The sequence below is a fragment of the Gilliamella sp. LMG 34359 genome (genome assembly GCF_984569085.1).
Genome location: NZ_OZ474906.1, coordinates 1,816,503 through 1,840,783, shown reverse-complemented (window position 1 = coordinate 1,840,783; position 24,281 = coordinate 1,816,503). Strand labels below are relative to the sequence as shown.

Sequence of the window (24,281 nt, the reverse complement as noted above, 5' to 3'; positions counted from 1 at the left end):
TCCTAGTTTAGATTTAGATACAGGAGTATTGTCTCTGATCCTCGCCAAAATATTAGACAGAGCCTACCTCTATCATTTTTTCGTTTTGGTAATATTGTTGTTGATATTGCTGCGGTGATACCCAGCCATTGGCTGAATGACGGCGTATCCGATTATAATAGATTTCAATATATTCAAATAGTGCTTAATTAGCCTGCTTCCTCGTTTTGTAGTAACAGTCATGAATAATATGTGTTTTGAGTGTATGAAAAAAACTCTCAACAACCGCATTATCAAAGCAGTTGCCTCTTCGACTCATGCTTTGCCTTAGCCCATATTGTAACAATAATTGCTTGAAATCAGCACTGCAATATTGGCTTCCTTGGTCACTATGAATGAGTACATTTTTAGGAAAGTGACACCGAAATAAAGCTTGTTTTAATGTATTACACACTAAATGGCGGTCTATGTAGCGACTGGTTTGCCTAGCAATCACTTTTCGTCCATATAAATCGATAATCACCGACAAATATAACCAACCTTCACCCGTTTTAATATAAGTAATATCGGTTACCCATGTTTTATTAGGCTTATCAGGATTAAATTGCCTATCTAACGTGTTGGGCGCAATATTGTGATGAGTCTTGTCTGTTTTATGCTTGAATTTACGTGCTGCTTTACTCCGTAATCCCAATTGTTGCAAAACACGGCTAATTGTCCTTTCTGAAACTTGATAGCCTGCTTCTCTTGCATCATGAAGCAGGCTTGGCGCACCCAAACGGGCTTTATGTTGCCAATACTGCTTTTGGATATACTCGCTGAGTTTAGCTGATTTGTTTGCTCTTTTTAACCAAGCATAATAACCCGATGAACTGACACCAAGTAATGAGCATATCCTAGTAACGGGATAGCAGGTTAAATGATTTTTCATATAAGTGTACTTCATCGACTTGGATTGTTGATGAAGTACACATGCGCCTTTTTTAGTATATCATTAGCCATTTTCAGTTCTTTAATCTCTTTTTCTAACGCCATAATCCGCTGTTGCTCAGCGGTTAACTCTCGACGGCTGGTTTTATTCGGGGAAAGTTGCCTAATCCATTTATCTAGGGTTGATTTACCCACACCTAGATGATTGGCAAGTTCGCTGATAGAAAGGTCTGCATTAGATAACGCATAATCCACTGATTGTTGTTTGAATTCGATATTAAATTTTTTGACCATGATATTTGTCTCCTATGATTTTTGTTTATATCATAGAGGCGACTTTTGTCCACTTTTTTGGCGAGGATCATGATTCAGACGGAAAATTTACAAAATTTGCATGGCCTCCAAATGATGGATTTTCAGGTGGTAGGAATACAGTAAATTTATCTGAAGGTATGTTGTTAGATAGATATGGTGGTTGGTTTGACACTGAGGGAGTTTTTAATGATAGAGGTAAATTCTTAGCAGAGTCAGGAGTTCCCTTTACAAATAGGGCTATGTTACCAGTAAAAGAAGGTACCATATTAACAACATATAGAGTTAAGAAATTATTTGAAGTTGATGCTGGAGATATAGCCCCTTGGTTTGGTGAAAAAGGAGGAGCTCAACAATTCTTTACTAAAAATAAAACAATAGGAGAATTAATTGATTCAGGGCATTTGGAAGTTGTTGATCGAAAGATAGTATGTCCTTAAAATTATAAAAATGGAAAAAGAATATATAACTTATCAAAAAGAGAAAGGCTATCCTACAGGAAAAAATATTTATTATGAATGTACATTGTGTAATACCAATGTAAATAGTTTGCCCGAAACATTTTCTGAATGTAAGTGTGGAAATATAATGATAGATGTTCCTATGGCAAGATTAATGATAAATGATAAAGAACATTTCAAAATATTTAAGTTTGTTAAAAATAAAAAATAGATATATATAATTGAAATGATCTAATTTTTTATCATGATAATGAGTATGAAGAACTATATTCAAACTCATTTTCTGAACTAATTGAAAAGAATTTATAAAAATGAGGCTATCCTTCTTTTGGGACAGCCTCTTCTGTTTAATCGTTGAGTTTATCAAGCAATTCCAATTCGTTATTAGGAACCAGGCTTTTGATAAGAGATAGAAGATTGTACATATCCCATTTGTTATGGTTGGAATATTTAGGATGTTCCATTTCAGCCAGTAAAGCCGTTTGCATAATATTACCAAGTAGATGCAGCGTATAACCTAGCTGCTGGTAATCTTCTAAATGTTTAAAATGGTTTAATGTGGTTAGAAATTGTTGAATTTCTTATTTTGAAAAATCGACCTTTTTGTTTAGGGTTGTCATAAAAATATTATAGAGAAGTTTCTACTTTTTTATGTGCTATTTTAGGGGATAGTTACACTGAACCGCCCCATAACGTTACTACTTGGCTGTATGAAGATGGAAGTTTCGCGCCGACTGCTAAAAATATCGGATGATAACACCTAGTTTATTCTATCTGATTATTTTGGAAGCCCCGCTCAGGCTTACGATTAATAAGGAAAGCTGGTTTGGCAGGTAGCGTTTGATATTTATGGTAGAATCTGGGAAGATAGCTTTAACAATAAGCATTTCTAACCTTTCAGGCAAATTGGTCAGTATGAGGATGAGGAACTTGGAGGACGCTATTATAATCGTTTCCGTTACTACTCCCCCGAAACAGGCGCGTATATTAGTAAAGACCCGATTGGGATAGATGGTGGGCTGAATGTTTATGGATATGTGAAGGATAGTAATTTCTATATTGATCCATTTGGGTTGGCGAGAAAACCAATGAGTAGTAGATTACCAGAAGGAAGTAGAGCAGGTGTCTATGGTCCTAGTAATGGAACTCTTGTTAAAACAAATCCATAAACAGGAGATATAATTCAAATAAGGACTTATGATTCTAATGGTAATCCTGTAAAAGATATAGATTTTGGACATGATCATGGTTTTGGAGATCCTGATGCTCATGATTGGGATTATCCATCAGATAAAGCCCCTAATAAAGTAAGGAGTGATGGAAGAGTTATTGATTCTGATGATTTATCGTTAATAGATGATGCAAAAAATAGAAAATTTACATGTGTATAAAGATTATCATGATATAAGTATTAATGGTATTTATCATGATAAAAGCCAAAATATTTTAAAATTACTTTGTGATAACTCTCAAGAGATTATTTTTTCAAATATTCTTCAGTTTGAATTGAATTTCTTTTCAGATCAAAATGTTATATTTGAAATCAATAGTTATAAAACAAATGAAATGCCAGTTCCCATAATGGAAGATTATCCTTTTTTAAAAAATTATATAAATACTGATTTATTAATTTTTTATATAAATTCATCAGTAGGATTATCAGGTGTAATTATTTGTGAAAATAAGTACAAGTAGTTAGTAGTCGAATAGAATTTAAATAACAAAAAGCCAACTTTATGGGGTCACTTCAAAAGTTGGCTTTTTTTCTTTTATTTTTGCCCTATGCAATCAGAAAGCCTAATAATAGAAATCCAACTACTCAATACTTCATTACAAAACTGGCTAGTTTTAAAAAATATTTTAGAACAGAAGTATGCTATTGAATATTTTGAAAAAGGAGATTTAAATTTAGAGCATTCTAATATTGAAAATCAATTAAAAATAACCTCACTTAATTTGGAGCTTACCTCAGAGTACAAAGGTAAAAATGTTATCTCTCTATTCACTAATTCTGTTTATTCATTAACAATGGAAGAATTAAAGTCTGTATTTGATTTTATAGAATATATTGGTAGTACAATAAAAAATGAAATTTGGGTTTATGAAGCAGAAAGTAAAACTTTACTATTTACCTATAAAAATAATAATTGATTATTAAAAGGGGAAGAATAAAACTTATTTTAAAAAGGCATTCGTAGGCGCTTAAACTCTGTTCCGGTGGTTGCGCTCCAGCTTTACTAACGCTTGCTTACCCTTGCACTCTTCACGTGTTTCGCTTCTCCTCATCCGCTTTTTCTTCGTTTGCTGACGCATCCGCCACAGCTTATCTTTTTTGCTTGTAGGCTGGTGCAGCGCGCCACGGCGACGAAGTTCATTTGAAAATAGGTAAACCACCTGTGACGCCGTTCACGGGCAGTATATTCGCCAAAATAGTCTAAGGAATGGATTTTATTTTTGGCAAGATCTCACCGCTTGCACTCTCGCTTTACTGCTCGCAACACCGCTTAAAACTCGTTTTTGTAACGAGTTACAAAAGACCTCGTACGTTTTTTAGTTGTTTATCAGCCAACTCCTAAAAGCATCCCCTGATCCTCGCCAAAAAAGTGGACAAAAGTCGCCTCTATGATATAAACAAAAATCATAGGAGACAAATATCATGGTCAAAAAATTTAATATCGAATTCAAACAACAATCAGTGGATTATGCGTTATCTAATGCAGACCTTTCTATCAGCGAACTTGCCAATCATCTAGGTGTGGGTAAATCAACCCTAGATAAATGGATTAGGCAACTTTCCCCGAATAAAACCAGCCGTCGAGAGTTAACCGCTGAGCAACAGCGGATTATGGCGTTAGAAAAAGAGATTAAAGAACTGAAAATGGCTAATGATATACTAAAAAAGGCGCATGTGTACTTCATCAACAATCCAAGTCGATGAAGTACACTTATATGAAAAATCATTTAACCTGCTATCCCGTTACTAGGATATGCTCATTACTTGGTGTCAGTTCATCGGGTTATTATGCTTGGTTAAAAAGAGCAAACAAATCAGCTAAACTCAGCGAGTATATCCAAAAGCAGTATTGGCAACATAAAGCCCGTTTGGGTGCGCCAAGCCTGCTTCATGATGCAAGAGAAGCAGGCTATCAAGTTTCAGAAAGGACAATTAGCCGTGTTTTGCAACAATTGGGATTACGGAGTAAAGCAGCACGTAAATTCAAGCATAAAACAGACAAGACTCATCACAATATTGCGCCCAACACGTTAGATAGGCAATTTAATCCTGATAAGCCTAATAAAACATGGGTAACCGATATTACTTATATTAAAACGGGTGAAGGTTGGTTATATTTGTCGGTGATTATCGATTTATATGGACGAAAAGTGATTGCTAGGCAAACCAGTCGCTACATAGACCGCCATTTAGTGTGTAATACATTAAAACAAGCTTTATTTCGGTGTCACTTTCCTAAAAATGTACTCATTCATAGTGACCAAGGAAGCCAATATTGCAGTGCTGATTTCAAGCAATTATTGTTACAATATGGGCTAAGGCAAAGCATGAGTCGAAGAGGCAACTGCTTTGATAATGCGGTTGTTGAGAGTTTTTTTCATACACTCAAAACACATATTATTCATGACTGTTACTACAAAACGAGGAAGCAGGCTAATTAAGCACTATTTGAATATATTGAAATCTATTATAATCGGATACGCCGTCATTCAGCCAATGGCTGGGTATCACCGCAGCAATATCAACAACAATATTACCAAAACGAAAAAATGATAGAGGTAGGCTCTGTCTAATATTTTGGCGAGGATCACCCTATAAACAACTAAAAATACGTCTAATCTTTTTATTTCATTTGGAAGAAAAAATTTATCTTTGATTCTATGAAAAGGTATCTGTTTTTTTTCATTGTACTTTTATCTTTTTGTTTCAACTGGAACAGAGTTGAAGCTAAAAGTAAAACCTCGCGCGAAGAAAAAAGATGCACAGGGTTAGACCACAACCGTTTCCGATATTACGATAGTCATTCAGGAAATTATATAAGCAAAGACCCTATAAGACTTGCTGGGAATAATCCAAATTTGTATGCTTATGTATACGACTCTAATGCAGCGGTTGACCCAATGGGATTGAGTGAGTGTGGAGTTCATTCAGATTTTGATTCTGGAGCTTCTTTTTTGATGACCGGAGATGCTTATGATTTTTTTGATAAAGGAAAAAGCCATTTAGCTAGACCAGATGGACAGCTCGTCGCTCCAACAAGTCATCTAGATGATTCATTGAAAAAAAGCAAATGGTGATATTTCTGTGATTGAAAAAAGGATTAGGTATACTTGCAAAAGATTGGCAAGGTAAAAGAGAGTCATATAAGATAGCTATACCTAAACCTACAGATCATAATTTTAGACTTCCATCGTCTGATTTATCAGGAGCTAATGCGTTATTTATACCGGTAGGTACAGCCTCTGGAGGTATTGCAGAAGTAGTGGTAGATCAGGTACCGTTTATTAAGTAATAATTACAAAAGTATTATAAAAATGGTTATAAGAAAAGACATTAATGAATTATTTATTCAAGCAGTTCAGAAAGATCAAATATTTGATTATTTGACAGGTCAAAATGGATATGAAATTCGATTGAATGAAGCATACATGCCCACAGATATTATTTCTGCAACATTTAAAATAGATGAATATTTGAAAAATAATCCAAATTTTGATAAAAAAAAGATAATTGATGCTTTTTATAAAATGAGTAGTGATTCAGAATGGTCTTGGTTGATAGTTTATTATTCAGCATATTTTGAACGAAGAAATATGCAGTTTTTGCCTCTTAATGAATTATATGAAAATGTAAGGAGTAATAAGGCGCAATTGTGTAAAAATAATAATTGGATATGTTTTAATTTTGCGCCAAGATATAACAATTTATGGGATGTAATAGTTTTTGAGAATAATAGATTTATAAATGATGGTTATAGGCTACCAAAATTAGAATAATTAAATGAACAAGCCAACTTATAAAAGTTGGCTTTTTTCTTTTATTTTTGCTCTATGCAAGTAGAAAGCCTAATAATAGAAATCCAACTACTCAATACCTCATTACAAAACTGGCTAGTATTGCAAAGTATTTTAGTGCAGCAGTTTGATAGCAATACGTGGGTCGCTCCATTTAGGTTATGTTAGAAATTAATTATATATTCTAATACTCACGACTTTGTGGCCATACCCTAATAGGATTAACAGAGAATGGAACTACTACTTATATTGGACAGTGCCTAGAGATGGTTTTAATTATAATAAAATACCTAAAATTAGGATTGCAGATATTCCTGGAGAACTAAGTTATAATCATATACAGTATTTAAATAGTCCTGATTTGCATTCAGTATCTTATGAAATAGATGGAATACAACTGTTTAATTTGAAACAATATATTAAAGAGTTTAAAGCTAGTAACGCATCAACTAAAGGATATAATTTACGAGATAAGCAATGTGCAAGTTTTGCCTAGGGTGCCACTCCAGTAGCAGATATAAAAGAAATAAAAATGCCTTGGTATAAATGGGTTACGCCTGCTACATTAGCTAAAAAATAGATTCTTTAACATCTAAAATTAAATGTTTAAGTTAATTTCACTAATAATTTTTTAATAATATCTTTATTAATTATGTTTTCATTTTTAAAACTTAAATTTTATATCAAATCTTATGAGGAAGATTATCACTCCTTAAACCTAACTATCTATTCTCAATCTGAAGCATGTGGTTTTATTAATATAAATGATGAAAATATTATATTTCAATATTCATCAAGATTAGTTGGAAAAAAAGGTTTAATTAATATAAGAGATGCTAAACTATATTTTAATAAAGATGCGTTTATGATTAAGAATCAAAAAGATAAGATTATTTTTTCTCTTCAATGCAATGAAGAAATATATAATAAAGCTGTAAACTATTTTAATATAAAAAAAGAGAGAGTAAATGATGCCAAAAATAAATCTAAACGAGATTTATTTTTGGAAAACTAAAAAACACACTAAAAATATTAGACTATGCAAAAATATTTAAGATTATTAGAAGAAATAGCAAATGAATGGGATATATTCTATCAAAATCTTGATGCAACTTATGAAGATAATGTCAAAGAAAAACAAAAAATAAAAATTATAATTGAGCAATTTTATAATGATAATTCTTTAACACAAGAAGATAAAAATGAGTTATTAGTTAAATTTATAAATTTTTTAACAAAACACTCAGGTTGTGCTGAAGATTTAGAAATATCTGAAAATCTACTTGGTTCTTTAGAAAGTATGAAAATAATCGATCAGAAATATTTTGATTTATTTTATGCTAATACTTCGACTAATAGGTGGATGTAGTTATTTATTATTTGTTGGTAAAACCAATGTGATAATAAATTTTCAATTTAAAATAACAAGCCAACTTTTATAAGTTGGCTTGTTGTTTTTTAAGCATTGAGCTTATCTAAGAGTTCGAGTTCGTCCTCGGGAATAAGAGAACGCATGAGTTGTAGAAGGCATTTGTCAACGCTCAAACTCGGTTTCGATGCTTGCGCTCCAGCTTGGCTAACGCTTGGTTAATCTCGCGCTCTTCACGTGTTTTGCTTCTCCTCATCCACAGTTTCTTCATCTGCTGACGCATCTGCTATAGCTTCTGTTTTTTGCTTGTAGACTGGTGCATCGTGTCACGGCGACAAAGTTCATTTGAAAATAAATAAACCACCTGTGACGCCGTTCACGGGCGGTTTATCCGCCAACTCCCGAAAGCATCCTCTATAAACTATTAAAAATACGACTAATCTTTTTATTTTATTTGTAAGAAAAAATTTATCTTTGATTCTATAAAAAGGTATCTGTTTTTTTTGATTGTATTTTTATTTTTTTGTTTCAACTGAAACAGAATTGAAGCTAAAAGTAAAACCTCGCGCAAAGAAAAAGGATGCACCATGTTAGATCACAACCGTTTCCGGTATTACGATAGTAATTCAGGAGCTTATATAAGCAAAGACCTTATCAGACTTGTGGGAATACTCCAAATTTGTATACGTATACCGACGACTCCAATACCGAAGTTGCTCCCAGGGGGCTTAGTCAAGGTAAAGCCATAATAAGCCAGTATAAAAATGGACTGCCTGAAGAACATTTTACGATTCAAATACAGACTCAAGAAGGGTGAGATCTAAACACTCATCAAGTAATTACTTCATCGGATCATAGTAGTACTAAAATTATAAACAATATAACTGGATTAGGAGAGGCACCTTACGAACTTGTTCATTCTATTGAAATTGATTTATCTGATGCTGATGCAGCTCTAAAACATCAAAAAGAATTAATGAAGATTTCTGATTTAAGGAAATATGATGTTTTAGAAAATAGTTGCCTATCTCATATTACTGATGTTTAAGAAAAAGGAGTGATCCTCGCCAAAAAAGTGGACAAAAGTCGCCTCTATGATATAAACAAAAATCATAGGAGACAAATATCATGGTCAAAAAATTTAATATCGAATTCAAACAACAATCAGTGGATTATGCGTTATCTAATGCAGACCTTTCTATCAGCGAACTTGCCAATCATCTAGGTGTGGGTAAATCAACCCTAGATAAATGGATTAGGCAACTTTCCCCGAATAAAACCAGCCGTCGAGAGTTAACCGCTGAGCAACAGCGGATTATGGCGTTAGAAAAAGAGATTAAAGAACTGAAAATGGCTAATGATATACTAAAAAAGGCGCATGTGTACTTCATCAACAATCCAAGTCGATGAAGTACACTTATATGAAAAATCATTTAACCTGCTATCCCGTTACTAGGATATGCTCATTACTTGGTGTCAGTTCATCGGGTTATTATGCTTGGTTAAAAAGAGCAAACAAATCAGCTAAACTCAGCGAGTATATCCAAAAGCAGTATTGGCAACATAAAGCCCGTTTGGGTGCGCCAAGCCTGCTTCATGATGCAAGAGAAGCAGGCTATCAAGTTTCAGAAAGGACAATTAGCCGTGTTTTGCAACAATTGGGATTACGGAGTAAAGCAGCACGTAAATTCAAGCATAAAACAGACAAGACTCATCACAATATTGCGCCCAACACGTTAGATAGGCAATTTAATCCTGATAAGCCTAATAAAACATGGGTAACCGATATTACTTATATTAAAACGGGTGAAGGTTGGTTATATTTGTCGGTGATTATCGATTTATATGGACGAAAAGTGATTGCTAGGCAAACCAGTCGCTACATAGACCGCCATTTAGTGTGTAATACATTAAAACAAGCTTTATTTCGGTGTCACTTTCCTAAAAATGTACTCATTCATAGTGACCAAGGAAGCCAATATTGCAGTGCTGATTTCAAGCAATTATTGTTACAATATGGGCTAAGGCAAAGCATGAGTCGAAGAGGCAACTGCTTTGATAATGCGGTTGTTGAGAGTTTTTTTCATACACTCAAAACACATATTATTCATGACTGTTACTACAAAACGAGGAAGCAGGCTAATTAAGCACTATTTGAATATATTGAAATCTATTATAATCGGATACGCCGTCATTCAGCCAATGGCTGGGTATCACCGCAGCAATATCAACAACAATATTACCAAAACGAAAAAATGATAGAGGTAGGCTCTGTCTAATATTTTGGCGAGGATCAACCTACTCTAGGTTTAGTATATCTATGATTAGTCGCAACATTTCATTGATGGAAAGCCCAAGTTGAAGAAACTTTATCCGGCATATCATATCAATATGTAGTCACTACCACTTTAGAAGAGGAATGGGAACTTTTGGATAAGCTAAACTCTTAAAATGATAAAAGCCAACTTTTATAAGTTGGTTTTTGTTTTTTTGTAAACTTCAAAAAAGTAATAAGGTAGTACCTTATTAATGTACCTTTGGTGAACTAAACATAATTGATGTTTTGAAATCGGGTTGTTTTTTAGTGATGGATTCTTTATATAAAGTAACTCCAATAAGTTTTTCATCTAAAAAGTAATTACACTCATAATCACACTATTAGAAAATATACTAACTAACGTCATAGTCGGACTACCACTTTTTAGGCACACTACATCACCTTTTTTTATTTCTTCATAATTTTTTGATTATAATATTATATATTCATTAACTAATTCATTATTTTAATGAAACTTTATTGATCAAGAAAAAAACGACTTTTAATATTTCCTTGTCTACATAGGTTACATATACGTTCAAGTATTAGTTTTTTGTTCTTTACTACTGAGGTAGTATTATTTTTATTTATTTGAATTAAACTTTCTGGATAAATTGCAATATCATAATCTTCAGTTACTACCATCTCACTATCTATAAAGTATTCATTATTATTTGTATCAAAATATTCTATTCCAGATCTTCCTTTAATTACAATATAGTCTTCTGCTATTTCATCTTTAATTATGGGCATGTTCATGTCTTTAATTTGTTAGAATTTATATCTCTAATTTCTGTTGTTAATCCTTTTTTGTCAAGAATTGTTTTTTCTATTTTCTCCCATACACTATCAGCCCCTCTATATCGAGAAGAATCAATAAAAGCAATTGCATGTGTTTGAGATTTTGGAGTAGAAGCAGCAAAATCAGCTGAGTTTTTTTCCATAATGGTTCAGGAATAACCTAGTCCATATCTTTAGTCCAAGCTTCCAAAGCTTTCCCTTGTGGTGTCATTTCAAGAATAGTTCCTCCAATACTTTCTGCATATTCTTGAGCAGCTTGTTGAGCTAGTCTGCCTCCAGACCAAAAAACTTTCATTTTTTTCATCCAACCCAAACGGGTCAACCCATGAATTACTATCATGCGTATACGCATACAAATTTGGGTTATTCCCTGCGAGTCCGATAGGGTCTTTGCTTATATAAGTTACTGAATTACTATTGTAATATCGGAAACGATTATAATAGAGTCCTCCAAGTTCCTCATACTCATTTTAATTGGTTATTATTGTTTAGTTATTAATTTTTTTTACCCATTTTTCATAATTTTGAATAATGGATAATAATTCAGTTGTGAGACTTTCTTTATAATTCCATGAATCAATTATAAAATATGATATTTGAGCGCCATCGATTAGCTCAAAATAATTATTCGATAACATATTTTTTTTACATTATCTAAATAATTCAAAATAATATCCCTTTGATTTTCACTTACTTTAATATCATGAATTGAAGAATTTGAAATTTTTTCAATTGCTTTATCCACTTTTAATAATAAATTATTCATACTTTTCGCTCTAAAAAAGATCTAACCATGCATTATCTGCTGAATCTACTAGATATTTTTTGAATTTTGCTAAACAGATAGGTGTTTAAATTACGGTTGTTTCCTGTAAAGCCAACCTGCTTTTATTCTTCTATAATTTTATATTTATGCTGGTTTTGCCAAGAAATAATTTTAATTTTACCGTTAATAATTCCTTGATCTCTATAATATAAGATTAATTGAGCGGGACTCCAATCTTGCCCATCTGCAAATAATACTTGATAATTTTGCATTAAATTTTTAATAATGTGGATTCTTTGTTGCTCAGTATCAACTTTTTTAATAAAAAAATCATTCTGTTCTTTTATAAAACCTAAAGCTATTAATACTTGCTGTAATTTTACATCATCACATTGTACAACAATACGTGAACCAGCTAACTCATGAATTAAAATATAACTTTTCATTTAAATAATTTTATTTAATCTTTTAAGACTATTTAGAACAATAGCTTTTTTCTTTATACTTTGCAAAAATCTTCGCTAGCCTAAATTAAAACTTTCGCTAACCAATTAATTGCTTTCCATTTTTTAGGGGGAATAGATATCTGGGCTATCGCTAATCATTCCATATAGCTAAATCGAAATTTTAAACCTGACAAACTTATTCTTTTTGAGTTCTAGGCTCTTTTGTTTCTACAATTTAAGAAGCAATTGCTTGATCTTTAAAAAACGAGTTTTTAAATAGACTATACATGGTTCTGTACAATTAACATAATGATTTTTTATAAGAAAAAATGTAGTATCTTTTGATGTAGATGATGCAGTAGCAAAAGTTGCTTATAAAGCAGATCACTTAGATGGAATAGGTGCCGTGAGAGCTATTGAGGTTGCAGATATAAATGGAAAGATTGAAGTTAAAAAGTTAATTCAATTAAAGTAGATATGAATAATGAAATAACTAATTAATTGAGATAAGACTATATTTGACGGAGAAAACGACTTTTACCCTCAACGAAGGTTTTACATACTCAAATTCATTTACCAGAGTTAAAAGAAAGTTGGATTATCGTTTTTAAATTTAATATTTCGCCGAGAGAGCAGGGATATAGGACAATAGCCGAGGAAGTATTTTTTTGTCAGAAAAAGCGCTGAAAAAAAATATTAAAAAAGGGTTCGAATTTAACTTTATGGATGGTCCAAACATTATTGGAGAATGTATATTGTTTCAAGAAAAACTTATTTAAATGGACGATGTAATGGATAAAATTAAATTCAATGAACAGGAAAACATAAATAAAAAATGCTCATTACCTGCGTGAATAATAATTCTTTAAGTTATCCAACAAATGAACTTAGGTTTTAATTAAATAGAGTTCGGATTAGCCATACAATTTTCTTTTGTGCTAAATATTGTTAAAAATATAGCCATAAAATAGCTATCAACAATTAGTTAGTAAAATTGAATAATGTTTTAGAATCACTCAATTTACCTATACTATTATTAAATATTGTAAATGTTTAAGGGAAAGAATGAATTGATAGCTTTATTAATAACCTTTCTAACGGAGTAACAACTGGATTGTATATTTTTGATTAGCTATTAAATTTTCGAATGTTCAAGAAAGTGCCATTAAAAATACCGTTTAGTGTGTTTGAATTTATTCGAATCTTCTCAAAATTCTAGATTACAAATTAATATAAAAATAGTTGCGCTTATAATAAAGAAAACTGACTATTTTTAATCTTATAAATACATTAAAACAAACTTAATCGATTTATATTAGAATAGATGACACCCGACAATTACGAAACAGTACTGTCGGGCAAATGCTGTATAATCAAAAAGCACGACAATCACCACTGCGTTTTTTATTAAACTAATTACGCTTGGTAGGAAATAGTAGGTTTTGTGATTTTGTCTGATGCTATTTAGTGATTATAAGTTGAAGAATGATAAGATGGTAGATTACTCGATAGCGGCTTTTCGAAAAAATAATCTAACATTTATGTTGATAATTGAGCTCCATTTTTAAATAAGTCATCAATTTCGGCAGCAGAGAGATTCAAGTGCTTTCGTATCTCCGAAACAAGCAAAGATTCTCGTCTAAATTCGGATGCCGAATCCCATGCCGTTTTGATAATTATATTATCAGGGGAATCATCTGATAGCTTATTAATAAAATTATCTACCACTTGATACATAGATTTCCCGCTATCAAGTTTTGATATTTTTAAAATTGACAGCATTTGGAATCGAGATAGAGTATCAGGAATATAATCTTCGGTCTCTGCTCGGCTCATTTCTTGCGCTTTTTCGATAAGCTTGTCAGCTTCCTCTTTACTGATCGCAATTAATTCAGATGATATATATTCATTTTGCGATCCGTCTTCTTCAAATGCATACACGTTATCATCTTTATCTTTGTAATATTTCATATTTTATACCTATCTTAACTCAGCCCACGTAACAATATCACCTTCAACTTTATAAGCCATCCCGTTAGGAACCACTACAGACATCGCAAACGTACCCGTAGCGCCATCAAGTCTGGCTACTTCCACATTGTCGCCGACCCAAATCCGGGCGGTCTTCCTACCTTTGCTAGGGTATGCAACGCTGATTAAGCCGCCTGATATAGCCCCACCGCCTCTAGCATTATTGTTCCCTGATGTTGAAATCGAGCACGTAACAGCAACTACAATCGGTCGGCCAGTAGTGTTAGTATAAATAACACCGCTTCCCCTTTCCCTCATAACATTATACCAATTTTGATAAAAGCCTAACGCGCTAGCTATGCCTCCAACAATTAAATTACCGGAAGCATCAAAAAGAAATTTCCATCTATTTTCAGTGTGAGACCATAAACCGAAAAGACCGTTATCATGAACCGTTACCGTTGATTGATGCAAGTGCGAATCTAAGTCAATTCGACCATCACCGTTTTGATCGGCCACAACGAATACATGATCTAGAACAGGGGACGTTCGATCATTCAACCGTTTTATAGCTCGTGAAGTTGCGGCCGTATCACCTGAATCACTTGTTAAAGAATCGCTTAAATGCACTGCCGGGCCTTGCGGACCTTGTGGTCCTTTTTCACCTTGAGGTCCACGTTCTCCTTGTGGCCCTCGGTCACCCTGTGGTCCCTTTAAATCAAGCTGAGTAATCATCTTATATAACGAACTGCATGAGTCATCTAACGTTTTTTTATTTACTGCATCCTGCGGTAACTCAGGGTTTGCGAGATTTTCAATTTTTCGATGCTCAGCATCATAATGCATCCCATTTAAAGGGTACTTTAATGCGTTATTACTATTAACTGTTGATACCAATTCTTTTGCTTTGTCAGCACTCTCTTTTGCGGCTACCGCTGATGATTTTGCATTAACTTCAGATGTATTTGCGGATTTAGCACTATTTGCCGAGTTTATAGCCGACCGGTTAGCCTCTTTTGCTGCATTATTTGCATTATCTGCATAAATTTTCGCAGTATCCGAACTTGTAGTTGCAGCACTTGCTGCATCTGTTGCTGTTATTGCCGATTTTGACGCTAATTGTGAACTTGTTGCTGCCTCATCAGCACTTGCTTTCGCCGCATCGGCAGATGATTTCGCATTGGTTTCTGATGTATTAGCATGGTTAGCACTATCTGTTGATTTTTTCGCTGATGTATATGAATCTATTGCTGATTTTATTGCTTCATTTCGAGCATCAAAAATCTGCTTTAAAAATTCAGGAGTTAAGTCACTTTCTTCGGGATTAATTAAATAATCGTTTAATGTACCATCTACTGAATCAGAATAAACATTGATTTTTCCAAGTCGCTTTTTGGGGAAACCGTTAATGATTAAGCTAACTTCATATTCACATGGCAATACATTCATTGAATATTTGCCGTTCTCAGACACTTGAAATGTTTGCGTTTGAGTTAATACTTTGTTAGTCGTTTTTTTTGCATATAGTTCGATAGTGCAGTCATTGATAATTTGACCTGCACCATCGGTTAAGATTCCTGATATTTTTGCCATATTTTCTTCTCATTTGTTTAATGACATTTAGGTGTTTAATGTCATAATAGATATTAATCGTTTAGTCAGGTAGAAAACCGTTTGAGTTTTTCATTAGAAAAACTAGGGAGTTAAAAGATAATGTATATTTAATTGAAACCGAAGCAGGTTTATTAATAGTTAATGATATTTTAACTCGTTCACCATTGGAAAATGGAGGAATAGGTAAAATTAAATTACGAAATCCCACCCCTTTTATGTAAAATTTATTAACTTCATAGGGGTATTGATCATTAAATAAAAAACGCATACTCCCACGAATATTTTCAGAGTCAGATCCCAATCCCATTATCCCTCCGACAACTTTAATTTCTTCAATAAAACATAATTTTTGCCACTCTCCAGATGCTTCTATGTTCATTACATGAACGTTTTGGTTTGGGTTTGCCTCTATAATAGTAATCACTTTCTTGAAAAGTTTTGCTGAAAGAACGTTACCCCTTATTTGATTAACATCCAAAGTACCTCTTATTTGACAATTCTTGTTGATGATTACATTATTTAGTTCTCCAGAATTAGCATAAATATTTCCTGAGATATTAGCTTTGCGAGCATTGACGGTGCCATCAGGCAGTAACTCAAATACTGGAGGTGTCCCTGCGCTTATTACACTACCGGCAACCATTTTACCGCCGGTTATTAACGGTGCTTTGATTTCAGTACCAGCAATTAACCTATCACCACGCATGGTTCCTGTTGCAATTAAATCACCGTCAATGAACATTTTCGGCTCTATCCACTGTGCACCGTTATATAGCCTAGCTTCTGAGTGCGAGACCTTCCCGTCAGCAGCTAATGAGTAAATGATTAATGTTGTATCACGAGCGGGATAAAAGCCGAATTCACGATAAAACATTTGTGTTGCAGTATCATTATCAGGAAATTTACCATCACCTGTTTGAATTCTAAATAGACCACCTGCGCCGTTTTCTGCAACTAATGTTCGAGTGTTAGCGATATACATCTCTGAACGCCCAACAACATTAATAGCATTCACACCGTACCAATATTCGGTATCTGGGGTGCAGTCAACATCAGTTAATGACATGGCTCGACCCAAGTAGTTGGTCTGTGCCTCGACCTCTGCTTTGGTTGTGCCTTTATAAAATTCAAACTGAGTACCTAAGCTAGATGTTGCTGTCATAACGGGGCGAACTGCAATATTAAATGCACTTGGCGTTAATACTAATCCCGAAGGTTTTGCTGGTGGTAATATTGAAAATGCGATAGTCCGTTCATCACCTAATCGCCCGTCTTCTCCTCCAACACCCCTAACTGTGGCGCTAAATTTGCCCTGTTGTAGGTCTGATATGTAATACTCAGTATCGGCTACGACTTCACGACTAACTAATTTATCATCACGATAAATCTTAACCTCAAATTTGAGATTTTGAATCGTGCGTGGCGTAGACCAATATAACCTTGCTTGGTATAAATCAGATTCTGGCGTGACTTCAACTTGCAATTGTTCAACGGGCGGAATAGCCCAGTTAAATATAGTGTTACTTTCTTTTTCAAATACTGCGCCATTGTCAACTATTGCCTCTTTATTTGGATTATGTTCTAGCGCTGTAATTGAATATGTGCCGTCGTCATTTTCAGCTATAGAGAGTGCTTTAAACAGACGCGGTTTTATTTTGTTATCGTATAAACTCCATACTGAATACTGATCAACTTCAACTTCTTTAGTTAAAACAACCTTATTTTTAGCAATCTGTGCCTGTATTTTAATTTTCTGAAGCTGCATTTGGGTATCAGTAACACTTAAAAACGCATCTTTGATATTTTTTATCTCAATATCTCTATCTAAGGTAATGGAGGCACCATCAACCGATTTAATTCGTCCACCTATTGTTGTACCCGCATAATCATTATCAGCAATGCCAATAATATCACCAGGTAAATGGCGAATACCTTCTCTACCAACAGAAAATGTAACAGTTTGATTTTCGAGTTTCTCAGTCTTAATTAGCCATTTTCCAACTCGATGAGCCTGACCTCTAGAGGTACAACCGAATGCATCAATTTGAGCGACATTTAAACCAAAACGTTTAATAAGTTCATCATCTGCAACGTACTCGGTCATTGTCTCCCAATTGTTATGCGGATCTATGTATCGAACATGCACCGCAGTGTGACGTTCTTTTAATGCAGCAGACATATAGTTAAATTGACCATTTACGACATTTGCATTTGAATAAATTGCAACCGCATCAGTTGGTCTATCCATCGAAACAGTATATTGCGTACCGTTCCATACTGGCATCGCTCGAAATACTGAGCAAAGGTCATTGATTACTTCATACGCTTGTCTTTGTTCAGTTAAATAACAATTACAGGTAAATCGTGGCTCTTTACCACCAAAACCATCATCGACTAGTTGGTCACAATATTGTGCAACAGTATACATCGTGAATTTATCAACACCGAATGAGCCCAATCGTTCACCCATGCCGTATCGGGTTTTTATTAGTAAATCGTACAATACCCATGCTGGGTTATCTGTCCATGCTTTTTTGAAGTTACCTGACCAGAATCCTTTATATTCTCGCGTTTCTGGATCGTAATTATCAGGAACATTAACAATAAAACCATCAATTAAATAGTTACGACGAGGTACGCCACTAAATTGTTGGGAATCAAATTTCAAACCAATTAATGCGGTATTTGGATATGAGAATTTTGTATCATAAATTTCAGTGTACGAACTCCAAAGAGTGTCATTTGATAACGTTTGAGTGGTACTATCTGGTGTATTTCTAACAACTCGTATATTAAATGGCCTTTCAGGCAATTCATCTAAAATAACGGATGTTAAATATTGCGAATTGGTTTTTTTATTATTTAAGTCAACATTTTTAACTGTTTTCCAGGCACTACCTTTACCAACTTGCACAGACAAAGAAACATTTGTACGATTTGTATTGCCGTTTTTATCAACAGATTTAAGTGCCGACACACCCACAGTAACTCTAACCCTATCGATATTTGGATCGGTGATGGTTCTAGTAATTGGTGTGCTTTTTTTTACCTGTAAATTAATGGGAATTTCGTTTTCTGTGTAAGAAAAACCCAATAATGGCTCTTGAGTTTGCGTACCTGCTACCCACTCCGCCTCGAAACCCTTAAAATTATATGAACCGTCGGGAGCTTGAACCGGGGTATCATTTAGAAATATACCTTGAAGATCGCCGACTAACCCTTTGATTTGCCCCTCGCCCCACATGTCAATGATTCGTAAACACTGGTGGGATTTAAGATTGTCAGGCGCTTCATACGGTGTTTTTGCTTTTTTTGAGCCCTTACCCATTTTTTTTGCCTTTTCCTATTGATGGTCTGCCGATTGATATACGGTCAGAAGTTGCAGAGACATTGTCTTCAAGAAGTTCTAAGCCTTGTGATAAAACTTTTGAACCAATTTTCATTCGCCCATAAATGAGAGGAACGGGTGCACCTTGCGCTATAGTATTATCCAAATTGGAGAAATAAGTGTTTCTATTGCTTTCACTCGATTTTATTTCTGTTTTTGGCATTTTTGTTAACATCTGTGCAACACCACCAATCATCATCCCAATACCTGCTGCCATAAGTGCACCACCACCACTCCACGAAGTCAGCGCGCCTACAACAACCATGATTGCACCAGCAATAAACTGAAATATGCCGCCATTTTTAGCGCCAGCGACTTTTGGTACGATATGAATCACTGCGTTTTCAGGTAATCGACTATGCAATCCGAATTGTAAATTATCTGTCGTCATATCGACCCGATTTATACGAACTCGGAACCAACCGTCTATAATTCGCTGTTGTAGCCCTTTAATTTGGCAACACAGCCCCCTCAATCCTTCGGCGGCTGTTTCGATATTCATATCGAACTTATCGCCATATTGTTTAAGATCGCCATAAAGCCGAATTTTTGCCATTTTTTATGTCTCCATATTGAATGCGTATAATCCATCCAAAAACCGCCGTACATATCTCGTTTAGATAGACGATTTGGACAGTGATGTAAGATTTGTTGGTTGCCTATGTAGATGGCTGCATGGTTAGGTGTTGATGAGCCGAGACAAATGATGATGATATCGCCTTCTTGCAGTTCTTGCGCATCAACTTGCTCAAACCCATTTTGGGGCAGTAAATCTAGATAGAGGTTTTGACCGTTGTGCCACCAATCGTCTTGACGCTCATAGTCTGGTAGTTCAATACCTGCGAGCATATAGGCGTCACGTACTATTGTTAAGCAATCGATTTTTCCGTGTTCAAACTCTCGACCTAATAATGGTTTTATATATCTAAACTTATGAATTTGGTTATCACATAACAGCCACCAATCTAAACCTGTATTCTGTTGATAAATTTGATCAGCCTCACTAAGAATTGGCTCACCGTCAGGATGAGAATGTACAACTGCTGTAATCACACCCTTTTCTTCAGCTTTTATCCAATCATCGGGGGATATTTCAAATGTTTTTGTCGGTGTTGTTGATATGTTGTTGCATGGCATGTACGTTTTATTGTCAATAACCAAACCGCAGCATTCAGCCTCACCGCATTGTTTAGCGTGATTGAGTATCTCTTTTTTCATTATTTAACCTGATTTTTAGGTATATTTAAGGGGGAAATAGATTTGTAATTATTGAGTTTTAACTAGGATAATTTTGCAGCAGTAGGAAAACCACCAAATGGTAGAATACCGTTTTGACCAAACCTGAGTTTACATCCAACAACACAACGACTGCACTTATCTTTGGTAATATCATTAGTCGGCTGATCGAACTCATCAGCAACTGCGCCACCTGTATATCCGCATTCAGCACTACGATATATCCAGCTACAAGTATTTGCAATAATAACTCGAGCTGGTATTAGCGCACCATCCGTCTCGCAAGGTAAAGCAAGTGTAAACGTGGCAATTGAAGATGGTTGACTAACTTGTTCGATTACATATTTTGAAACTATTTCACAATACGGATCAGCAAATCTATTACCGTTTTTGAAATTAACAGCATCAAGATGCTTAGTTGCGACTTCATGTCGAGTTACAATAGCACCTATCATGCCCTCATAGCTCTCAATCAGTCCATTTAAAATACCCTGAACATTACTTGCTGTCAGCTTTGGTCGGTTACTTGTGCCTTGTCCGTTCTTTTCAAATCCCTCAGCTTTAATCGGATACGGTTCATATACATTACCCTGCCAAGTTATAGGTCGACGTAGCTCATTCAATCCATTGTGAAAGCGCAAAATTGTTTTATTACCAACGATTTTACTTAAATCTAGGTCATACAAATCAATCACAGCACCTTGCTCTATTTTTGCGATATCCAGCAACATTTTTTGCGGTATCATACGATAACCTCCTCAAATGTTGTGGTAATTGATACTGAAGTGTTTTTAACGTTTGTTGACCAACTAGGACATTTAACTGTGATTAATCGATTGGTGTTTGGCTCTCTCCATTTAAACGCATGTACACCACCTTGACGAGTTAGGAATGCATCTATTACAGGCGCATCATCTCGATGCACATTTAACGTTACACTGTATGTGCGCAAATCATTATTGATTCCATCTTTTATACGCTGCTCATAACCATCGCCAAACTTGATTATTTTAACTTTCGGCTCTGCTGTTACGCTCATACTCGGTGCAACTTCCCAATTAAATGTTTCCATATTTTCTCCAGACATAAAAAAACCGCCAGCAGGCGGTTTGTGTGAATTTTAAATTTAAATTTTTAGCTACCTAAACGCAGTGAACCAAAATATTGATAGTTTCCTTCTTATGTGGAATTTCTAAACTAGCTATACGGCAATGCCCTCTCTCGGTACAACTTTACTAGTTAAATTTTTTTATTTTCTCTAATAACGTTTCAAGTTCATTTACGTTTTTATTTACTAGGGTTTCCATGATTGCAATGGGTAATTTTGAAATACCCTCACTATGCGCCATCACATAGTCAGCAGTTACACTCATTATGTCATCTTGAGCGACTAAAACTAAACACACACCCGCAATTCTGGTTTCAGATTGAATATTCTTGATATTTATTTCACCAGTCATGTCAATTATTGTTGCATAACTTTTGAATGCATCATCACCAAGGTTTTTATATTTTTCTATTAATTTGTATTTGTTTATATCTTCACGTGAAATTTTCCCGATAGTACTTTCGCTATTATCCTTTATGATTAATCCATTCATTTGTTGTGTGAAATAATAAGGGGTTGACTTGCATATGTCAGCTAAATATGTAGATATATCATTTTCGGTTAAATTGGAATTTGCGCTAACTAGAAAAGGGAAAAACAATAAACAAAACAAAATCCTTTTCATACTATCCATCCTAATGTGTTCATTTTTTAAATGGTATGAAATTTCGACAGTTAAATCAATAAACTTTTAGTAATTCTTCTATTCGTTATTCTTTTTGTAACTGTGCACCTATTATCCCAGTACATAAAGGGTACACTAATAAACGCCGATTAGCTCCCTCATAAAAACCGGTTTATCCCTGTGTATACAGGGAACACAGTACTTAGTTGCGTTATGATTTCGCTGCCGCCGGTTTATCCCTGTGTATACAGGGAACACTTTAGGTTTAACCCATTCCCGAACCAGCTTGCCGGTTTATCCCTGTGTATACAGGGAACACTATGGATAATTGCTTCAAAGCATTATTTGATTCGGTTTATCCCTGTGTATACAGGGAACACTCATAGCCTAAAAACATTTCTTTTAAATCATGCGGTTTATCCCTGTGTATACAGGGAACACCCAGTTTTGAATATTCGGCACTTGGCTCGGAGCGGTTTATCCCTGTGTATACAGGGAACACATAAATAAATGGTATTTCATTAATAAACTCAGCGGTTTATCCCTGTGTATACAGGGAACACAGCTGCTATAGTAATCTGGATTCAGTATGTTACGGTTTATCCCTGTGTATACAGGGAACACTCATGACCTGTACAAACTATCATACTCTAAAGCGGTTTATCCCTGTGTATACAGGGAACACTTTTAAACGTTTATCATCCGTCATAATTTTTCCGGTTTATCCCTGTGTATACAGGGAACACTCTTATTATAACTTATTGTTTATTAATTAAAATACTAAACTATAAATTTCCACCAACTTTTTTACTGTTTTTTTGCATGATTTTATTGAGATGTTTTTAGTGATTTATTATTAGCAAAATGACTCTATTTTTTAGGTTATTTGCTTATGTAACTTGGCTATAAATGGGTTTCTGATCAAGTAAGCGATTTGACTAACCACATTTGCACGCCTGTAATTCTTTAATGGTGATAAAACATAAACGTTTTAACGCTGACGATTCTATTTTTTCTCGCAAATCATTCAACGGATTGATAGCTGTGGCTAATGTTTGTTTACAAATATTAAACAACTGTAACTCAGTAGGGTTAAAATTCATCTCTATTATTGATTAATTTCTGTGAATACAGGCAACACAGTTTTACGCCACTCGTCGCATCATAACTACGCCTTAAATTACTCAAAAGGAGATCTGGAGCACAAAACTGTAACGAGATAGCAAACGTATTCTCTCATATGGGTATTGTGTTAGACGCATTCCCGATCTTATGATCGGGAAATAAAAGTTGGAGATCTACAATTAATTTAGTTGGTTATATTTATCGTTTATACTCAAACTCTATATTCATTAAGGTTTTTATCTTATCTATTAACGAATATTTTATCCCATGTTTATTCAATGTTAATTCAGCATAAATATAATCCAAGCTATCTTTTTTGTAATTATGTCCATCAATATCTATTTCTCCAATTTCATCAACTCTTGGTTCACGAGTGTTGTCAATATAATATTCGCATGAAGAATAACCGACTAAATCAACACCCATTCGGTTTTTGGATGAAAATTTAACCAAAGCAGTTGTGTTGTAGAAATTTTTGGGATCATTATACTTTTCTTTTAATGATGAATATATTCGATTTCTTGAAAAGTAATTATCAATTCTATCTTGGCTCCAGTTTTTCTTACTAGTCAAGGATAATTCTAGAATTTTATACGACGATGGCGCCACCATACGTTCTTTAGTTGCAAAGGAACATCTTTGCTTCAAGTCATATAAAAAAACATCATCATAGCTAACACTTTCATGTACATATATTAAAAATGTAGATACTAATGTACCTACAACCAAAATTGATATGATAAACCATTTCATTCCATTCATCCTTATGTCACTAATATATAATGAATGGTATGAAATTTTAGTT

Annotated in this window: 26 protein-coding genes, 4 pseudogenes and 1 CRISPR repeat array; of the genes and pseudogenes, 12 read left to right on the top strand and 18 right to left on the bottom strand. The window is 34.3% G+C overall.

Annotated features, from left to right (window positions below; translation table 11 throughout):
* Nucleotides 1-52: 52 nt before the first annotated feature.
* Nucleotides 53-1,203: pseudogene (locus AC5LXV_RS08595) on the bottom strand (IS3 family transposase).
* A gap of 14 nt (nt 1,204-1,217) precedes the next feature.
* Here AC5LXV_RS08595 and AC5LXV_RS08590 point away from each other — a divergent pair.
* From AC5LXV_RS08590 to AC5LXV_RS08535, 12 genes and pseudogenes are all read left to right on the top strand, one after another.
* Nucleotides 1,218-1,661 carry a TNT domain-containing protein gene (locus tag AC5LXV_RS08590; protein ID WP_493466148.1) on the top strand — a complete coding sequence of 148 codons (444 nt, stop codon included), beginning with the start codon at nt 1,218-1,220 and terminating at the stop codon, nt 1,659-1,661.
* 10 nt (nt 1,662-1,671) lie between these two features.
* Nucleotides 1,672-1,893, top strand: coding sequence for a hypothetical protein (locus AC5LXV_RS08585; protein WP_110433858.1), 222 nt, complete (start codon nt 1,672-1,674; stop codon nt 1,891-1,893).
* Between the two features lie 694 nt (nt 1,894-2,587).
* Nucleotides 2,588-2,851, top strand: a complete 264-nt coding sequence (locus AC5LXV_RS08580) for an RHS repeat-associated core domain-containing protein (protein ID WP_493467980.1) — start codon at nt 2,588-2,590, stop codon at nt 2,849-2,851.
* A gap of 190 nt (nt 2,852-3,041) precedes the next feature.
* The gene (locus AC5LXV_RS08575; RefSeq protein ID WP_493466147.1) at nt 3,042-3,377 is read left to right on the top strand and encodes a hypothetical protein; all 336 of its coding nucleotides are present in this window, start codon (nt 3,042-3,044) and stop codon (nt 3,375-3,377) included.
* Between the two features lie 87 nt (nt 3,378-3,464).
* Nucleotides 3,465-3,833 carry a hypothetical protein gene (locus AC5LXV_RS08570; RefSeq protein ID WP_493466146.1) on the top strand — a complete coding sequence of 123 codons (369 nt, stop codon included), beginning with the start codon at nt 3,465-3,467 and terminating at the stop codon, nt 3,831-3,833.
* Between the two features lie 505 nt (nt 3,834-4,338).
* Nucleotides 4,339-5,489, top strand: a pseudogene (locus tag AC5LXV_RS08565) (IS3 family transposase).
* 87 nt (nt 5,490-5,576) lie between these two features.
* Nucleotides 5,577-5,993 (top strand): RHS repeat domain-containing protein, encoded by a 417-nt coding sequence (locus AC5LXV_RS08560; protein WP_493466145.1) that lies wholly within the window; start codon nt 5,577-5,579, stop codon nt 5,991-5,993.
* 11 nt (nt 5,994-6,004) lie between these two features.
* Nucleotides 6,005-6,208, top strand: coding sequence for a hypothetical protein (locus AC5LXV_RS08555; RefSeq protein ID WP_493466144.1), 204 nt, complete (start codon nt 6,005-6,007; stop codon nt 6,206-6,208).
* 22 nt (nt 6,209-6,230) lie between these two features.
* Nucleotides 6,231-6,692 (top strand): hypothetical protein, encoded by a 462-nt coding sequence (locus AC5LXV_RS08550; protein ID WP_493444531.1) that lies wholly within the window; start codon nt 6,231-6,233, stop codon nt 6,690-6,692.
* Nucleotides 6,693-7,362: 670 nt separating this feature from the next.
* Nucleotides 7,363-7,725 (top strand): hypothetical protein, encoded by a 363-nt coding sequence (locus tag AC5LXV_RS08545; RefSeq protein WP_493466143.1) that lies wholly within the window; start codon nt 7,363-7,365, stop codon nt 7,723-7,725.
* 24 nt (nt 7,726-7,749) lie between these two features.
* A complete protein-coding gene (locus tag AC5LXV_RS08540; protein ID WP_493466142.1) occupies nt 7,750-8,079 on the top strand; it encodes a hypothetical protein in 330 nt (109 codons plus the stop codon).
* Nucleotides 8,080-9,207: 1,128 nt separating this feature from the next.
* A pseudogene (locus AC5LXV_RS08535) lies at nt 9,208-10,358 on the top strand (IS3 family transposase).
* 348 nt (nt 10,359-10,706) lie between these two features.
* On the opposite strand, the gene AC5LXV_RS08530 reads toward AC5LXV_RS08535, so the two are convergent.
* The 17 genes and pseudogenes from AC5LXV_RS08530 to AC5LXV_RS08450 all read right to left on the bottom strand — a co-directional run bounded on the left by AC5LXV_RS08530 (nt 10,707) and on the right by AC5LXV_RS08450 (nt 24,229).
* Entirely contained in the window at nt 10,707-10,808 is a 102-nt protein-coding gene (locus AC5LXV_RS08530; RefSeq protein WP_493467979.1) for a DUF2158 domain-containing protein, read from the bottom strand.
* 65 nt (nt 10,809-10,873) lie between these two features.
* The gene (locus tag AC5LXV_RS08525; RefSeq protein WP_493466141.1) at nt 10,874-11,149 is read right to left on the bottom strand and encodes a hypothetical protein; all 276 of its coding nucleotides are present in this window, start codon (nt 11,147-11,149) and stop codon (nt 10,874-10,876) included.
* A gap of 2 nt (nt 11,150-11,151) precedes the next feature.
* Nucleotides 11,152-11,340 carry a hypothetical protein gene (locus AC5LXV_RS08520; RefSeq protein ID WP_493466140.1) on the bottom strand — a complete coding sequence of 63 codons (189 nt, stop codon included), beginning with the start codon at nt 11,338-11,340 and terminating at the stop codon, nt 11,152-11,154.
* A gap of 17 nt (nt 11,341-11,357) precedes the next feature.
* Entirely contained in the window at nt 11,358-11,501 is a 144-nt protein-coding gene (locus AC5LXV_RS08515) for a hypothetical protein (RefSeq protein ID WP_493466139.1), read from the bottom strand.
* A gap of 13 nt (nt 11,502-11,514) precedes the next feature.
* Nucleotides 11,515-11,652, bottom strand: a pseudogene (locus AC5LXV_RS08510) (RHS repeat-associated core domain-containing protein); the annotation flags it as partial.
* Nucleotides 11,653-11,807: 155 nt separating this feature from the next.
* Complete coding sequence (locus AC5LXV_RS08505; RefSeq protein WP_493466138.1) at nt 11,808-11,963, bottom strand: hypothetical protein; 156 nt, start codon at nt 11,961-11,963, stop codon at nt 11,808-11,810.
* Nucleotides 11,964-12,085: 122 nt separating this feature from the next.
* The gene (locus AC5LXV_RS08500; RefSeq protein WP_493466137.1) at nt 12,086-12,409 is read right to left on the bottom strand and encodes a hypothetical protein; all 324 of its coding nucleotides are present in this window, start codon (nt 12,407-12,409) and stop codon (nt 12,086-12,088) included.
* 1,539 nt (nt 12,410-13,948) lie between these two features.
* The gene (locus AC5LXV_RS08495; protein WP_493466136.1) at nt 13,949-14,380 is read right to left on the bottom strand and encodes a hypothetical protein; all 432 of its coding nucleotides are present in this window, start codon (nt 14,378-14,380) and stop codon (nt 13,949-13,951) included.
* A gap of 9 nt (nt 14,381-14,389) precedes the next feature.
* Entirely contained in the window at nt 14,390-15,973 is a 1,584-nt protein-coding gene (locus AC5LXV_RS08490; RefSeq protein WP_493466135.1) for a M14 carboxypeptidase N/E family protein, read from the bottom strand.
* Between the two features lie 61 nt (nt 15,974-16,034).
* Complete coding sequence (locus AC5LXV_RS08485; protein ID WP_493466134.1) at nt 16,035-19,322, bottom strand: TipJ family phage tail tip protein; 3,288 nt, start codon at nt 19,320-19,322, stop codon at nt 16,035-16,037.
* The gene (locus AC5LXV_RS08480) at nt 19,315-19,938 is read right to left on the bottom strand and encodes a tail assembly protein (protein WP_493466133.1); all 624 of its coding nucleotides are present in this window, start codon (nt 19,936-19,938) and stop codon (nt 19,315-19,317) included. Before AC5LXV_RS08480 ends, AC5LXV_RS08485 begins: the two co-directional genes overlap by 8 nt.
* Nucleotides 19,881-20,603, bottom strand: a complete 723-nt coding sequence (locus AC5LXV_RS08475; RefSeq protein WP_493467978.1) for a C40 family peptidase — start codon at nt 20,601-20,603, stop codon at nt 19,881-19,883. Before AC5LXV_RS08475 ends, AC5LXV_RS08480 begins: the two co-directional genes overlap by 58 nt.
* A gap of 59 nt (nt 20,604-20,662) precedes the next feature.
* On the bottom strand, nt 20,663-21,364 hold the full coding sequence (locus AC5LXV_RS08470) for a phage minor tail protein L (RefSeq protein ID WP_493460370.1): 702 nt from the start codon (nt 21,362-21,364) through the stop codon (nt 20,663-20,665).
* The gene (locus AC5LXV_RS08465) at nt 21,361-21,657 is read right to left on the bottom strand and encodes a phage tail protein (protein WP_493466132.1); all 297 of its coding nucleotides are present in this window, start codon (nt 21,655-21,657) and stop codon (nt 21,361-21,363) included. Before AC5LXV_RS08465 ends, AC5LXV_RS08470 begins: the two co-directional genes overlap by 4 nt.
* Nucleotides 21,658-21,853: 196 nt before the next feature.
* A complete protein-coding gene (locus AC5LXV_RS08460) occupies nt 21,854-22,351 on the bottom strand; it encodes a hypothetical protein (RefSeq protein WP_493466131.1) in 498 nt (165 codons plus the stop codon).
* 168 nt (nt 22,352-22,519) lie between these two features.
* A CRISPR array of direct repeats spans nt 22,520-23,098; the repeat unit is 30 nt; unit sequence CGGTTTATCCCTGTGTATACAGGGAACACT.
* A gap of 191 nt (nt 23,099-23,289) precedes the next feature.
* Entirely contained in the window at nt 23,290-23,454 is a 165-nt protein-coding gene (locus tag AC5LXV_RS08455; RefSeq protein WP_493466130.1) for a hypothetical protein, read from the bottom strand.
* 220 nt (nt 23,455-23,674) lie between these two features.
* Nucleotides 23,675-24,229, bottom strand: a complete 555-nt coding sequence (locus AC5LXV_RS08450) for a hypothetical protein (RefSeq protein WP_110433879.1) — start codon at nt 24,227-24,229, stop codon at nt 23,675-23,677.
* Between the last annotated feature and the right edge of the window lie 52 nt (nt 24,230-24,281).